Annotated in this window: 12 protein-coding genes and 1 riboswitch; of the genes, 6 read left to right on the forward strand and 6 right to left on the reverse strand. The window is 71.7% G+C overall.

The window, feature by feature from the left end; all coding sequences use genetic code 11:
- Positions 1-56: 56 nt before the first annotated feature.
- Complete coding sequence (locus tag ABEA10_RS35650; RefSeq protein ID WP_345471571.1) at positions 57-812, reverse strand: nucleoside phosphorylase; 756 nt, start codon at positions 810-812, stop codon at positions 57-59.
- 55 nt (positions 813-867) lie between these two features.
- Positions 868-1,443 carry a hypothetical protein gene (locus ABEA10_RS35655; protein ID WP_345471573.1) on the reverse strand — a complete coding sequence of 192 codons (576 nt, stop codon included), beginning with the start codon at positions 1,441-1,443 and terminating at the stop codon, positions 868-870.
- Between the two features lie 271 nt (positions 1,444-1,714).
- Between ABEA10_RS35655 and ABEA10_RS35660 the strand changes: the two genes are divergently transcribed.
- Positions 1,715-2,536: an MFS transporter gene (locus tag ABEA10_RS35660; RefSeq protein ID WP_345471575.1), complete on the forward strand. Its 822-nt coding sequence runs from the start codon at positions 1,715-1,717 to the stop codon at positions 2,534-2,536.
- On the forward strand, positions 2,493-2,699 hold the full coding sequence (locus tag ABEA10_RS35665) for a hypothetical protein (protein WP_345471577.1): 207 nt from the start codon (positions 2,493-2,495) through the stop codon (positions 2,697-2,699). Before ABEA10_RS35660 ends, ABEA10_RS35665 begins: the two co-directional genes overlap by 44 nt.
- A 108-nt stretch (positions 2,700-2,807) precedes the next feature.
- Here ABEA10_RS35665 and katG read toward each other — a convergent pair whose 3' ends face one another.
- From katG to cobN, 3 genes are all read right to left on the reverse strand, one after another.
- Positions 2,808-5,033: a catalase/peroxidase HPI gene (gene katG, locus ABEA10_RS35670; RefSeq protein WP_345471579.1), complete on the reverse strand. Its 2,226-nt coding sequence runs from the start codon at positions 5,031-5,033 to the stop codon at positions 2,808-2,810.
- Complete coding sequence (locus ABEA10_RS35675; protein WP_329255365.1) at positions 5,026-5,475, reverse strand: Fur family transcriptional regulator; 450 nt, start codon at positions 5,473-5,475, stop codon at positions 5,026-5,028. Before ABEA10_RS35675 ends, katG begins: the two co-directional genes overlap by 8 nt.
- A 161-nt stretch (positions 5,476-5,636) precedes the next feature.
- On the reverse strand, positions 5,637-9,281 hold the full coding sequence (gene cobN, locus ABEA10_RS35680; RefSeq protein WP_345471581.1) for a cobaltochelatase subunit CobN: 3,645 nt from the start codon (positions 9,279-9,281) through the stop codon (positions 5,637-5,639).
- A gap of 60 nt (positions 9,282-9,341) precedes the next feature.
- A riboswitch (cobalamin riboswitch) is annotated at positions 9,342-9,474 on the reverse strand.
- An 88-nt stretch (positions 9,475-9,562) separates the two neighbouring features.
- Between cobN and ABEA10_RS35685 the strand changes: the two genes are divergently transcribed.
- Positions 9,563-10,411, forward strand: coding sequence for a helix-turn-helix domain-containing protein (locus ABEA10_RS35685; protein WP_345471583.1), 849 nt, complete (start codon positions 9,563-9,565; stop codon positions 10,409-10,411).
- Between the two features lie 4 nt (positions 10,412-10,415).
- Complete coding sequence (locus ABEA10_RS35690) at positions 10,416-10,805, forward strand: VOC family protein (RefSeq protein ID WP_345471585.1); 390 nt, start codon at positions 10,416-10,418, stop codon at positions 10,803-10,805.
- A gap of 2 nt (positions 10,806-10,807) precedes the next feature.
- Here ABEA10_RS35690 and ABEA10_RS35695 read toward each other — a convergent pair whose 3' ends face one another.
- The gene (locus tag ABEA10_RS35695; protein WP_345471587.1) at positions 10,808-11,617 is read right to left on the reverse strand and encodes an AMP-binding protein; all 810 of its coding nucleotides are present in this window, start codon (positions 11,615-11,617) and stop codon (positions 10,808-10,810) included.
- Between the two features lie 101 nt (positions 11,618-11,718).
- Here ABEA10_RS35695 and ABEA10_RS35700 point away from each other — a divergent pair, with 101 nt between their 5' ends.
- Both ABEA10_RS35700 and ABEA10_RS35705 read left to right on the forward strand, forming a co-directional pair.
- A complete protein-coding gene (locus ABEA10_RS35700) occupies positions 11,719-12,726 on the forward strand; it encodes a Gfo/Idh/MocA family oxidoreductase (RefSeq protein ID WP_345471589.1) in 1,008 nt (335 codons plus the stop codon).
- Positions 12,727-12,785: 59 nt separating this feature from the next.
- On the forward strand, positions 12,786-14,903 hold the full coding sequence (locus ABEA10_RS35705) for a WD40 repeat domain-containing serine/threonine protein kinase (RefSeq protein ID WP_345471591.1): 2,118 nt from the start codon (positions 12,786-12,788) through the stop codon (positions 14,901-14,903).
- Positions 14,904-14,980: the final 77 nt, after the last annotated feature.

Genomic DNA, 14,980 nt, shown 5'->3' on the forward strand with positions numbered 1-14,980 from the left:
GGCGTTCCCGACCGCCGCCCCGGCCGGGGTACTGCTCGGCCCGCCGCTTCCCTCGTTCACAGGCGGGTGGCCGTTTCGGCGGCGAGCGCGAAGAGCTCCGGGCGTACGGCGGCCGTCGTCCACGCGCGGTGGTCCCAGGCCTCGCCGCTCACGTCGTCGCCCGCGTAGAGGTACTGGACGAAGCGCACGCCGCGGAAGGTCGCGACGGCGAGGAACGCGGCGGTCTCCATCTCGACCGTCACGCAGCCCTCCTCGCGGCGCGCTCGTACGCGGGCCGGGGTCTCGCGGAACGGGGCGTCCGTCGTCCAGGTCGTTCCCGTGACGTGGGGGACGTCGTGTGCGGCGAGCGTGGCCACGGCGGTCTCCACGGCGGCCGGGTCGGCGCGGACCAGGCGGGACGGCTCGGCGTAGTGGTAGGAGGTGCCCTCGTCGCGTACGGCGGCGTCCGGCACGACGACGTGGCCGAGCGCCAGGCCGGGCCGTACGGCGCCCGCCCCACCGCAGGCCACGAAGTACCGTCCGCCGGCGGCGATCGCCTTCTCGAAGTGCTGTACGGCCAGCGGCGCGCCGACGCCGGGGTGGAAGACCGCGACCGGGACACCGTCGTGGACGATCCGGTAGATCGCGTGGCCGCCCAGTTCGCGGGAGTACGCGCCGATGCGCCGCGCGCCGTACGTCTCCGGGAGGCCCTCGACGACCTCGGGGAAGAAGCACATCACCACGCGCTCCGGCAGTGGTTCGCTCAGCGGAGGAGGGGTCGGCGGGACCAGCCCGTCACCGCTCGGATCGAACTCCGTCAGTGGAATGTCCATCGCGCTCCCCCCGCCACCGGTTCGCCACACCGGGGAGGTCATGTAAAGGTCTCCATCAGTTCGTCCGATCCGGTCGGCGTTCGTTTCCGACCGCGCGGCTGCCGGCGCGGTTTCGGGCGATGTTCCGTATCTTCCGTGTGCGGCCCGTTTCGGTGAGCATGGCGAGTACCGCCGGTGAGGTCGATTCCGTTGCGATCTTGCGCTGCATCCAGTCCGTGAGCCCGGCCAGCTCGGTGGCGGCCGGAGTACGGCCGGCCAGGATGGTCAGGTAGACCGTCCAGTCGTGGATTCGACGGTGCAGGAAGCCGCGGTGCCCATCCGCCATGAGCCGATCCATCTCCGGCGTCAGTCCGGCCGCCCACCGCCGGAACTCGGCCGGGTCATCCGTCTTCATCGCGATGCCGTCCACGAGTGCGACAACCGCCGTCTTGGCCACCGACCCCTCGGGGTCGCGCAGGATCGTCGAGACGACCTCCCGGTCACGGTCACGGCTCCGTGCGGCGGCGAGCACCGAGAGAACCCTGAGATACGCGGAGCAGCGCACGTGCTCGTCCTCGATGGCCCTGTCGACGTCCACGTCGACGACGTCGGCATCGGCGAGCAATTCGGTCAGGTCGGCGCGCAGCGTCACCGCTCGGATCGAACTCCGTCAGCAGAACGCCTCGGGGTCATGTGAAGGTCTCCATCACTTCCGGGTCGCGCGACGCGAGGACTCCATCGGCTCAGCCACGGCCCCGATCCGGTCGAACCTCGCGCCGGGTTCGGCCGCCTCGGATGTATCCGGCGCCAGTCTTCCACCGATCAATGCATCCAGGTAAGCCCACAGCCGCATCGCACTTGCTATTGCAAGCTACTTGCAACTAGATGAGCTCCGGCCCTCACCCCCTGCCGGGAGCCACGCCATGCCCCACCTCGTACCGCACACCGGACCACAGCGTGTCGTCGCGGCCTCGAACTTCGTCTACACCGTCGGCAGTGGCCTCTACCTGACCGCCGGGGTTCTGTTCTTCACCCAGGCGGTGCACCTGCCGGCGAGCCAGGTGGGGCTCGGGCTCGGCATCGTCGCCGGGCTTCTCTCGCTGGCCGTCGGCATCGCCGTCAGCCATCTCGCGGACCGGCGCGGGGCGCGCGGCGTCTACGCGGCCACCCTCGTCGTCCAGACGCTGGCGACGCCCGGGTTCGTGCTGGTGGACGGCTTCTGGCCGTTCGTCCTCACGGTGGGCGCGGCCACCGGGGCCAAGGCGGCCGGGCTGGCCGCACGCAGTCCGCTCATCAGGCGTTACGGCGGGGACCGGCCCCAGGAGTTCCGCGCCTATCTCCGCGCGGTGACCAACGTCGGCATCTCGCTCGGTGCCCTGCTGGCGGGGTGGGCGGTTCAGGTGGGCACCCTCACGGCGTACCAGATGCTGGTCGTCGGCAACGCGATCGCCTTCGCGGCCTCCGCGGCGATCCTCGCCTTCCTGCCGCCGGTCACGGCCGGGCCCGTCGTCCACGGGCCCCGCTGGATCGCGCTACGGGACCGGCCCTACCTTCTGCTCACCGCGCTCGAGGGCATCATGGCGGTCCAGTTCAAGGTGCTCACCGTGGCCGTCCCGCTCTGGCTGGTCGAGGCCACCACCGCTCCGCGCTGGCTCGTGTCGGGAACGATGGTCGTCAACACCCACCGGGCAGTACCTGGGCGTGTTCGGCCTGGGCGCCGGGCTGGCCGAGGCCGTCGGGCCTAGCGTGCTCATCTCCCTGTGCATCGCCTGGGGCCGGCCCGGGTGGTACGTCGTCGGAGCACTGTTCGCCCTGACCGGCCTGGCCGCGCCACTCGCCGTACGCCGGGCGCGGCGCGGCCACCGGCAGGCTCTCCTCGAACCCGCGCCGAACGCACCGGCCGCCTGACAGCATCCACGCCGCCCCATCCACGGGCCCACCAGAAAAGCGTCCGGGCCGGCCCATGGATGGGCCGGCCCGGACGTCGTCGGTCAGACGAGATCGATCACGCGAGGATCAGGCGAGGTCGTACCGGTCCAGCATCATCACCTTGTCCCACGCCGCGACGAAGTCCGTCACGAACTTCTCCTTCGCGTCGTCGCTCGCGTACACCTCCGCGACCGCGCGCAGCTCGGCGTTCGCCCCGAAGACCAGGTCGACGCGGCTGGCGGTCCACTTGACCTCGCCCGAGGCGTCGCGGCCCTCGTAGGTCTCCGACTCCTCGGACGTCGGCTTCCACACCGTGCCCATGTCGAGCAGGTTCACGAAGAAGTCGTTGGTCAGCGACCCGGGGTTGTCGGTGAAGACGCCCAGGGACGACTGCCCGTGGTTGGCGCCCAGGACGCGCAGACCACCGACGAGGACCGTCATCTCGGGGGCGCTCAGGGTGAGGAGGTTCGCCCGGTCGATGAGGAGGAACTCGCCCGGCAGCAGGTTCCCCTTCATGAGGTAGTTGCGGAACCCGTCGTGCGTCGGCTCCATCACCTCGAACGACTCCACGTCGGTCTGCTCCTGCGACGCGTCGGTGCGTCCCGGGGTGAAGGGCACCACCACGTCGTGACCGGCGTTCTTCGCGGCCCGCTCGACGGCCGCGCACCCACCGAGCACGATCAGGTCGGCCAGGGAGATCCGCTTGCCGCCGGTCTGCTCGGCGTTGAACGCCTGCTGGACCTGCTCCAGGGTGCGCAGCACGGTCGCCAGCTCGCTGGGGTTGTTGACCTCCCAGCTCTTCTGCGGCTCGAGCCGGATGCGCGCGCCGTTGGCGCCGCCGCGCTTGTCGGTGCCGCGGAACGACGCGGCCGACGCCCACGCGGTGGTGACCAGCTGGGAGATCGACAGGCCGGAGTCGAGGAGCCGGGCCTTGAGCGCGGCGACGTCGTCGGCGTCGACGAGCTCGTGGTCCACCGCCGGGACGGGGTCCTGCCAGACCAGCGTCTCCGCCGGCACCTCGGGCCCGAGGTAGCGCTGGATCGGGCCCATGTCGCGGTGGGTCAGCTTGAACCAGGCGCGGGCGAACGCGTCGGCGAACTCCTCGGGGTTGTCCTTGAAGCGCCGCGAGATCGGCTCGTAGATCGGGTCGTAGCGCAGCGCGAGGTCGGTCGTCAGCATCCCCGGCTGGCGGTTCAGCGTGCCGTCCTCGGGGTCGGGCACGGTGTTGGCGCCGGCGCCGTCCTTCGGCCGCCACTGGTTCGCCCCGGACGGGCTCTCGGTCAGCTCCCACTCATAGCCGAAGAGGAGCTCGAAGAAGGTGTTGTCCCACTTGGTCGGGGTGGGCGTCCAGGTGACCTCGAGACCGCTGGTGTGGGAGTCGCGGCCCTTGCCGGTGCCGTGCGTGTTCTTCCAGCCCAGGCCCTGGTCCTCCAGCGGGGCGCCCTCGGGCTCGGGGCCGATGGCGTCCGCCGGGGCCGCGCCGTGCGTCTTGCCGAACGTGTGACCGCCGGCGATCAGGGCGACGGTCTCCTCGTCGTTCATCGCCATGCGGGCGAACGTCTCGCGGATGTCGCGCGCCGCGGCGAGCGGGTCCGGGTTGCCGTTCGGGCCCTCGGGGTTGACGTAGATGAGGCCCATCTGCACCGCGGCCAGGGGCTTTTCCAGCTCGCGGTCGCCGCTGTAACGCTCGTCGTCCAGCCAGCCGGTCTCCGGACCCCAGAAGACGTCCTCGTCGGCCTCCCAGGCGTCCTCGCGTCCGCCGGCGAAGCCGAAGGTCTTCAGGCCCATCGTCTCCAGGGCGACGTTGCCGGCCAGGATCATCAGGTCGGCCCACGAGATCTTCCGGCCGTACTTCTTCTTGACCGGCCACAGCACGCGGCGGGCCTTGTCGAGGCTCGCGTTGTCCGGCCAGCTGTTGAGGGGCGCGAAGCGCTGCTGACCCGCTCCGGCGCCGCCCCGGCCGTCGCTGACGCGGTAGGTGCCGGCGCTGTGCCACGCCATGCGGATGATCAGCGGCCCGTAGTTCCCGAAGTCGGCCGGCCACCAGTCCTGCGAGTCGGTGAGGACGTTGGCGATGTCCTGCTTCACGGCGGCGAGGTCAAGGCTGTTGAACGCCTCGGCGTAGTCGAAGTCCTCGCCCAGGGGGTTGGCCATGGGCGGGTTCTTGACGAGCAGCTTGAGGTTGAGCCGCTCCGGCCACCAGCCGCGGTTGCCGCCGCCCTGGGTGGGATGCGGCGCGCGCCCGTGCGCGACCGGGCACCCGCCCGCGCTCTCGTTCGTCTCTCCAACAACGGCGTCAGGAGTGTCAGCCACGGGAATCCTTCCGATTTGTGGTGGAACAGTCGGGGCACAGGCCCCAATAGATGACCTCGGCCTCGTCGATCGTGAAGCCCTGGTCGTTGGAAGCTGTCAGGCAGGGCGCATCGCCGACCGCGCAGTCGACGTCGGCGACGGCACCACACGACCGGCACACGGCGTGGTGGTGGTTGTCCCCCACGCGTCCCTCGAACCGCGCCGGGCTGCCGGCCGGCTCGATGCGGCGTACGAGCCCCGCCGCGGTGAGAGCGTGGAGTGCCTCGTACACGGCTTGAAGGGAGACATGGCCCACGCGATCGCGCACTCCGGACGCGATCGCCTCGACGTCGAGGTGGTCACCGTGCCGGACGGTCTCGAGCAACGCGACCCGGGCGGCGGTCACGCGCAGGCCGGCACCGCGCAACTCCTCGGCGGGGGTGGGAGTCTGGGATGCGGTCATGGCGCCAGACCTACCTTCATAACGCGAATGGTCCAAGACAACGAACGACGCAAGTCTAGACCCGCACCGGCCCATGGTCGCCCCTTTCGCCACGACATTTCACCGTGACGTGCGACGCCCGTTACCCTTCGCCTTTCAAGATCACCATCGAGCGGGGCCCGCTACTCGCCGCCTTCGAGGTCGCCTTCGAGGCGCAGGTAGGTCTCGCGGAGGCGGTCGAGGGTCTCGGGATCCGGCTCGGCCCACAGGTCGCGGTCGGCGGCCTCCAGCAGGCGTTCGGTGATGCCGCGCAGCGCCCAGGGGTTCGAGCGCTCCATGAACTCCCGGTTCTCCGGATCGAAGACGTACTCCTCGGCCAGCTTCTCGTACATCCAGTCGTCCACCACGCCCGCCGTCGCGTCGTAGCCGAACAGGTAGTCCACCGTCGCGGCCAGCTCGAACGCACCCTTGTAGCCGTGCCGGCGCATCGCCGCGATCCAGCGCGGGTTGACCACCCGGGCACGGAACACCCGGTGGGTCTCCTCCCCGAGCGTCCTGGTCTTCACCTGCTCCGGCAGCGCCGAGTCGCCGACGTACGCGGCCGGGCTGCGGCCCGTCAGCGTACGGACCATGGCCACCATGCCGCCGTGGTACTGGAAGTAGTCGTCGGAGTCGACGATGTCGTGCTCGCGGGTGTCCTGGTTCTTGGCGGCGACCGTGATGCGCCGGAACGCCGCCTCCATGTCGCCGCGCGCCTCGCGCCCGTCGAGTCCGCGCCCGTACGCGTAGCCGCCCCACACGGCGTACACCTCGGCCAGGTCGCCGTCGTCGCGCCAGTTGCGCGCGTCGATCAGCGGCAGCAGGCCCGCGCCGTACGCGCCCGGTTTGGAGCCGAAGATGCGGCTCGTGGCGCGCCGCCAGTCGCCGTGCTCGCGTGCGTCCTCCAACGCGTGCGCCCGCAGGTGGTTGTCGGGTTCGTCCAGCTCGGCCACGGCCGCGATCGCGTCGTCGACGAGGGTGATGACGTGCGGGAACGCGTCGCGGAAGAAGCCGGAGATGCGCAGCGTCACGTCGATGCGCGGGCGGCCGAGCTCCTCGCGCGGGACCACCTCGACGCCGGTGACCCGCCGGGAGGCCTCGTCCCACACCGGCCGAACGCCGATCAGCGCGAGGACCTCGGCGATGTCGTCGCCCTGGGTGCGCATCGCCGAGGTGCCCCAGACCGTCAGGCCGACGCTGCGCGGGTACTCCCCCGTGTCGGCGAGGTGACGGGCGATCAGCGAGTCGGCCAGGGAGACGCCGACCTCCCAGGAGTTGCGGGAGGGGATCGCCTTCGGGTCGACGGAGTAGAAGTTGCGCCCGGTCGGCAGCACGTTGACCAGGCCGCGCGTCGGCGAACCCGAGGGTCCGGCCGGGACGTACCCGCCGTCCAGCGCGTGCAGGACGGCGTCGATCTCGCCGGACGTGGCCTCCAGCCGCGGGACGACCTCGCGCGCCGCGAACTCCAGCAGCCGTACGACGTCCGGATCCGCCGACCCGAGCACCTCGGCGCAGACCGCCGGCGCCTTGGACGCGTCCCACCCGAGGGTCTCCATGCCGACCACGAGCCGCCGCGCGACCGCCTCGAGCAGGTCGACGACGTCCGAGGCGGTACGGGCCGGGCCGTCGGCGATCTCCGTGAGGCCGCCCGCGTCCGCCGGGGCGCCCGGCTCGGCCAGCAGCGCCTTCTCCTCCAGCCCGTACCGGGCGGCGACGGCCGCGCGCAGTCCCGGCAGCGCGCCGGATCCGCCGGTCCACACCTGGGCGGCCCGCAGCACCGCGAGCACGAGGTTGACCCGCTGCTCCGGGTCCGGTGCGTCGCCCAGGATGTGCAGGCCGTCGCGGATCTGCACGTCCTTGACCTCGCACAGGTACCCGTCCACGTGCAGGACGAAGTCGTCGAAGGCGTCGGCGTCCGGCTCGTCGGACACGTGCAGGTCCTGGTGGAGCTGGGCCGCCTGGACGAGGGTCCAGATCTGCGCGCGCACGACGGGCAGCTTGGCCGGGTCCAGCGCCTGCACCGTGGCGTACTCGTCCAGGAGCTGTTCGAGCTTGGCCAGGTCGCCGTACGTGTCCGCGCGGGCCATCGGCGGCACCATGTGGTCGACGACGACGGCGTGGCCACGGCGCTTGGCCTGGGTCCCCTCGCCCGGGTCGTTGACGATGAACGGGTAGACCAGCGGCAGGTCGCCCAGTACGGCGTCGGGCGCGCACTCCGCGGACAGGCCCAGGCCCTTGCCGGGCAGCCATTCGAGCGTGCCGTGCTTGCCGAGGTGGACGACGGCGTCGGCGCCGAAGGTCGCGTCCAGCCAGCGGTAGGCGGCCAGGTAGTGGTGCGACGGCGGCAGGTCGGGGTCGTGATAGATCGCCACCGGATTCTCCCCGAAGCCGCGCGGCGGCTGGATCATCAGCAGCACGTTCCCGAACCGCAGTGACGCGAGCACGATCTCGTCACCTGCTTCTTCCCGACCAACCTGCCCCGACCGACCTCCCGGCACGGTGTAGAGCTCGCCCGGCGGCTCGCCCCAGTGCTCCCGTACGGCCTCGCGCAGCGAGTCCGGGAGCGAGGCGAACCAGCGTTCGTAGTCCTCCAGCGGCACCCGGGCGGACGCGGCGCGGAGCTGTTCCTCGGTCAGCCACTCCACGTCGTGGCCGCCCGCCGCGATGAGCGAGTGGATCAGCTCGTCGCCGTCGGCGGGGTGGTCGCCGACCTGGTAGCCGGCCTCCTTGAGCGCGGTCAGCAGGCGTACCGCCGAGACCGGGGTGTCCAGGCCGACCGCGTTGCCGACACGCGCGTGCTTGGTCGGGTACGACGAGAGCACGATCGCGAGTTTCCGTTCGGCGGGTGGCGTGTGCCGCAGCCGTGCGTGGCGCACGGCGATGCCGGCGACGCGGCCGGCGCGCTCGGGGTCGGCGACGTACACCGGGATGCCGTCGGGCCCCTCCTCCTTGAAGGAGAACGGCACCGAGATCAGCCGTCCGTCGAACTCGGGGATGGCCACCTGCATGGCCGCGTCCATCGGCGACAATGCCGCGTCGGAGGCCTCCCACACCTCCCGCGAGGTCGTCAGGCACATCCCCTGGATGACCGGGACGTCCAGGCCCGCCAGCGCTCCGGCATCCCACCCATCTTCGGCGGAGGCCCCGGCCGCGAGCACGGTGACCACGATCGCGTCGGCACGGCCGAGCAGCTCGAGCAGGCCCTCGTCGGCGGAGCGGAGCGAGCCGCAGAACACCGGCAGGGCGTTGCCGCCCGCCCCCTCGATCCGCTCGCAGAGCGTGTCGACGAACGCCGTGTTGCCGGACAGCTCGTGCGCCCGGTAGAAGACGATCCCCACCGTGGGCCGGTCCGCCCGCGTCTCGTGCTCGCCGTGCACGCCGTACTCGGGCATCCGCTGCGGCGGCGCCCAGGGCTCCTCGTCGCCCGGCGACAGCATCCCGGCGAGGAAGCGGCGCAGTTCGCGCAGGTTGCCGACGCCGCCCTCACGCAGGTAGTCGAGGGCCTCGGCCGCGACGCCGGCGGGAACGGTGGACAGCGCCATCAACTCGGCGTCGGGCGTGGCCTCGCCGCCCAGCGCGACCAGCGGCAGGCCGCGCCGCCGCAGGTCCTCCACGCCCTCGCGCCAGGTCTTCAGGCCACCCAGGAGCCGGACGACGACGGCGTCGGCGTCCGCGCAGAGGGCGTCGAGGTCGGCGAGGGCGAGCCGGGTGGGGTTGCCGGTGAGGTACCCGGCGGAGCGGGCCGACAGCAACTCGGTGTCGGCGGTGGACAGCAGCAAGACACGCACGTGTGGGTCCTTCCCTCGGGGGTCCTCGCCCCGGCTCGGGTGCCGATCGCCGACGGCGGGAAGTCTCCTGACTCTCGGGTCACCGCACACCCGCGGCCTTCCAGCAGGTCGCCGTGAAGCCGGGCTACCGTACGCGCGGGTGCACTCACCGATCACAGTTGCGGGACAGTCCCGGACTCCCACCGGGTTCCCTCCCTCGCCGTCGCGCGGCCAGTCTACGAGAGGGAGATTCGCCGCGGCAGGGGCGCTACGTGCCGTTCGTCGCGGTTACGGTGGTGGACATGAGCAGCTCGGCTCTCACCGCGGAGCGTGCCGACGTGACACCGCCGGCGCGCGTCGCGCCGCTGGTCGCCCGCTACTCCGGCTATCGCTACGAGGGTCTGCCGGCGGGCACACACCGGGGGTTGCCCTCGCAGTACGTCACCGTGGTGCTCAGCCTCGGCAAGCCGACCCGTACGACGCAGCCCGGCCGTCATTCGGACGCGGCGGATTTCGCGGCGCTCGCCGGGGGGATGCACACGCGCCCGGTGCTGATCGAGCACGACGGCGACCAGTACGGCGTCCAGCTCGACCTCACCCCTCAGGGGGCCAGGGCGCTGCTGGGGATGCCGGCCGGCGAGCTGGCGTCGGCGGTCGTCCCGCTCGACGGGCTGCTGCGGACGCGGACGGGCCCGCTGGTCGAACGCCTGGCCGAGGCGCCGTCGTGGCCCGCACGGTTCGCCGTCCTGGACGACGTGCTGTCCCACGACGCCGACCGGCCGGGCGCGCCTCCGGACGAGCTGCGCCACGCCTGGCGGCTGATCACACGGAGCGGCGGCCGGGCGCGCGTCGCGGACATCGCCGCCGAGGTCGGCTGGAGCCGGCGGCACCTGGCCGCGCGGTTCACCGCCGAGTACGGCCTGACGCCGAAGGAGACGGCACGCGTCGTACGGTTCCAGCGGTCCAAGCGGCTGCTGTCGCGGCCGGACCGGCCGGCGCTCGCCGAGGTCGCGGCCGTGTGCGGCTTCTATGACCAGGCGCACCTGGCGCGCGAGTGGAACGAGCTCTGCGGCTGCCCGCCCTCGGCGTGGCTGACCGGCGAGGACCTCCCATTCATCCAAGACGGAGGCGAGGACCCCGGCGGACGATAGGGCCATGAGCGAAACCATGATCTGGCCGTCGTTCCGCTACTCCGACGCCCACGCCGCCATCCGGTTCCTGGTCGACGCCTTCGGCTTCGAACGCGTCGCCGTCTATGAGAACGGCGACCGCGTCGACCACGCCGAACTCCGCTGGCCGCTCGGCGGCGGCGTCATGCTCGGCAGCTCCTCCCGCGAGGACAGCTCCATCGCCGGTCTGCCGGCCGGCACCGGATCGGTCTACGTCGTGACCGATGACGTGGACGGCCTGTTCAAGCGGGCGTGCGCGGCCGGTGCCACGGTCGTACGGGAGCCGCTCGACGAGTCGTACGGGCGCGGTTTCACCGTGCGCGACCCCGAGGGCGTCTTCTGGAGCTTCGGCACCTACGCGGGGTCGGGGAGCTGACCCTACGGCGTCACCACCGGGCAGCCGAGCCACTGCTCGACGCGGCTCGGTGGTGGCGCCGTCCCCTGGGAGACCGCGAGCCGCAGCGGCGCGAAGTCGCCCTGCGGCCGCTCCGCCGCGAGGCGGCCCAGGAACGCCGACGTCGACAGCAACACGCTGGCACGGTGCCGCCGCACCCCCTCGGCGACCAGGGGGATCGAGCGCTGCCGTGAGTCGAGGATCGCGCACGAGCCGGTGAACAGCGGAAGGAAGATCGTGTTGCGCAGGCCGACCGGGTCGTAGGTCTTCGACACCGAGAACAGCACGTCGTTCTCGCGCAGCCCGAACGGCTCCATCGCCAGGTAGGACTCTTCGGGGTCGCGGTGGGCGTACGTCGCGGCGTGCTGGCCGTACGCCGGCGCGTCGGGGATCACCGGGTGCGGGTCGGCGGAGGCCGCGGCGGGCAGCGCGCTGATCAGCTCGACCGGCGTGATCGTATGAGGATGGCGTCCGGGCATGCAGACCGCGAAGGCCGCCGGGGGCAGCGCCGAGGCGTCCGGATCGGCCAGCACCGCGACCGCGCCGATGCGTACGACGCCGAGGAAGGACCAGACGAGCTCCATCGAGCCGGGCAGCGCGATCGCCACACGGTCGCCCGGCGCGACACCGTACGCGCGCAGCAGTGACGCGACGCGGGCCGCGCCCCGGTGCACCTCGCCGTGGGTGTAGACGTCGTCACCGCACAGGAACGCGGCCCGTTCAGACCAGCCGAACGCGTGCGTCCACTGCCTGAGCACCTCCGCCAGATTCGCATCCGGGGATGGTCCGGGCATGCGCGCTCCTCCCCATCGTGGGCCCCCCAGCGACACTAGGCCGGGCGGCCGTGCCGGGACAGACCCGGAGCGTGATCAAATAGATTCTGAGGAGGCCATCTGTGGACACCCTTCGGGTCGCGTTGATCGGTTATGGCACCGGAGGTGCCGTCTTCCACGCTCCGCTCATCTCCGCCGCGCCGGAACTCGAACTGGCCGCCGTCGTGACGGCCGACCCCGACCGGCGGGCGAGCGTCCGCAGCCGGTACCCGGACACGGAGATCCTGGACCGTACGGACCCAATCTGGGCGGGCGGATACGACCTGGTGGTGGTCACCACGCCGAACCGCTCGCACGTCTCCCTCGCTCGCGCGGCGCTCGACGCCGGCCTGCCGGTCGTGGTCGACAAGCCGGTCGCCCCGACCGCGGCCGAGGCGCGGTCGCTCGCCGGGGGCCCGCTCGTGGTCCCCTTCCACAACCGGCGCTGGGACGGCGACTTCCGCACGGTCGCCCGGCTGTGCTCGTCGGGCGCGCTGGGCCGGGTGCTGCGGTTCGAGTCGCGGTTCACCCGCTGGCGCCCGCAGATCAAGCCGGGCTGGAAGGAGACCGCCGACCCGGCCGCCGCCGGCGGCGTCCTGTACGACCTGGGGTCACACCTCATCGACCAGGCGATCACCCTGTTCGGCCCGCCGTCTTCGGTCCACGCGGAGATCGACGTCCGCCGCCCGGGCGCGGAGGCCGCCGACGACGCGTTCGTGGCCCTGACCCACGCGAACGGCGTCCGGTCACACCTGTGGATGAGCGCCATCTGCGCCGACCTGGGCCCGCGCTTCCGCGTGCTCGGCGACAAGGCGGCGTACACCTCGTACGGGCTGGACGGCCAGGAGGCCCAGCTCCGCGACGGCCGGACACCGGACGACCCCGGGTTCGGCGTGACACCGCCGGAGGCGTACGGCCTGCTCGGCACCCCGGGCCGGACCCAGCCGCACCCCACCGAGCACGGCCGCTACCAGGACTTCTATCCGGCGGTCGCCGCCGCGATCCGCGGCGAGGCACCCCCTCCGGTCACGCTGGACGACGCCGTCGCCGGCCTGGAGGTCATCGAGACGGCGCTGGGCCGCACTCGCTAGGGCGGTGACCGGGAACCCCCGGTGTCTCTCTCCCGTCGAAGCCGATCATGGGTGGGGTCATGGATGAAGGGCGTCAGCTGATCAACGGGCGCTACCGCCTGATCGAGGTGATCGGGCAGGGCGGCATGGGCACGGTCTGGCGCGGTCATGACGAGATGCTCGACCGCGAGGTCGCCATCAAAGAGGTCACTCTGCCGCCCGGCCTCGACGATGACGAACGTGCCGAGCTCAGCACGCTCGCACTGCAGGAGGCGCGTGCCACCGCCCGGCTCAGCCATCCCGGGATCATCACGATTTTCGACGTCATCGACGACGACGGCGTCCCGATCATCGTCATGGAGCTCCTCCCCGGCCGTTCACTCGCCGACATCCTCAAAGAAGAGGTACGCCTGCCGTACCGGCGCGTCGCCGAGATCGGGAGGGCGGCGCTGGAGGCGCTGCGGGAGGCGCACGCGGCCGGCGTCGTCCACCGTGACCTCAAACCCGCCAACATCCTGATCAGCGACCGGCGGATCGTCATCACCGACTTCGGCGTCGCCCAGCGGGTCGGCGAGCGCACCGACGAACCCGGAGACGTCACCGGCACCCCGGCGTTCATGGCCCCCGAACAGGCCGAGAACGCCGCCGCCAGTCCCGCCGCCGACCTGTGGGCCCTCGGCGCCACGCTCTTCAACGCGACAGAGGGCAGACCGCCGTACGAGGGCCCGGACTACGCCACCGTCCTGCTGACCCTGCTCACCCAGGACCCGCCGGCGCCGGTACGCGCGGGTCCGCTCGCGCCGGTGATCACGGGGCTGCTGCGCCGTGATCCGGAACGACGCCCGAGTGCGGAACAGGTCGCCGAACAGTTCGCCGAGATCCTGCGCGATGAGCCAGGCGGCGCGACGACCAAGGCCACCACCGCCGAAAGACCGGCCATCGTGCCCGCGGTCACCGAGAAGCCGACCGCGCCGTCGCCGCCGGAGACCACCGGCCCGGCCGACCCGGTCGAGGACTCTCCCGTACGGAGGGTCCCCCACCCGGATCCGGACCGGGATCGCTGGGTCCCTCCCGCACCCGCCACACCTCACCGCCCACGGCCGCCGGTCACCAAGGCCGGCCGAGTCCGAGTCCTGGCCATCACGACTCTCGCCATATTGGGCGTCACCGTGTTGTATGTCGGAATCCATACCGCCTCGGTCGGCTCGCCCGCGAGTGCTCACTCTGCAACGCCGTCGATCCTGCTATCCGAATCCCCTCCGTCCGTCCCGGGCGCGCAGCCGGATGACCCCGAGGGTTTCGACCAGACGGCGTTCAGCCCGGACGGCGACGTCGTGGCGTTCGGCGGAGACTCCGGGGTCCTGCGGTTGTACGACACCGCCACCCAGAAGCTACGGCGCTCCTGGAAGATCGACGGCGAGATCGAAAGGCTGGCCTTCAGCCCGGACGGCCGGACCGTCGCCGCCGCCCTCGACAGCGGGTCCGTCGACACCTGGAACCTCGCCACTCGTAAGAAACACGAGTTCTCCAGGCTCGATGATGTGGTCGACGAGCTGGGATACAGCTCCGACGGCCGGACCCTCACCGCCGTGGGCGCGGCCGGCCACGTCGCCATCTGGTCCGTCCGCACGGGAAAGCGCGTCTCCAGCACCATCCCGCCCACCTGTCTCGGCATGGCGTTGAGTTCGAACGGGTACGACGTCGCCTGCGGCTACGACTACGGCGAAGACGGCGACAACGGCATCCGCATCTGGAACGCCAAGGAGAACAAGCAGCGCACCTCATGGCCTGGGGCCGAACCTGACGGAATGGCGTTCAGCCCCGACGGCAGGACCATCGTGTTCCCCGGCGCGCACGACAACGGTCTGGAATTGTGGGATATCGCCTCTCATACCAAGACCATCCAGTTGCACAGCTTTTCGGTGGCGCCCGACAGCGGGCTGGCGTTCAGCCCGGATGGCCGGGCCCTCGCCGTTGCCTCGTTCGACTCGGGCGCCAGCGATGACTCGAGCCCCAGCGACGACACCGTCGAGATCTGGGAGATTCCCGGCGCCAACAAGGCAACGACGCTTCGGCTCATCGACAGGCCGAAGACGCTGGCCCTCAGTCACGACGGCAGCATGCTGGCCGTCGCGGAGGGGCACGGCATGTTGTGGAATGTGCGGTCGCACGAGCAACTCGCGTCCTGGACCGGATGACATCCGGCGGGCGGAGCCTGGCCACCGCCGGCCCGACGACCTCGGCGCCGGAGATCGCTTCGGGCAGGCGCGGAGGT

Origin of the sequence: Actinoallomurus oryzae, from assembly GCF_039541955.1 — a bacterium.
GTDB classification, from domain to species: domain Bacteria; phylum Actinomycetota; class Actinomycetes; order Streptosporangiales; family Streptosporangiaceae; genus Actinoallomurus; species Actinoallomurus oryzae.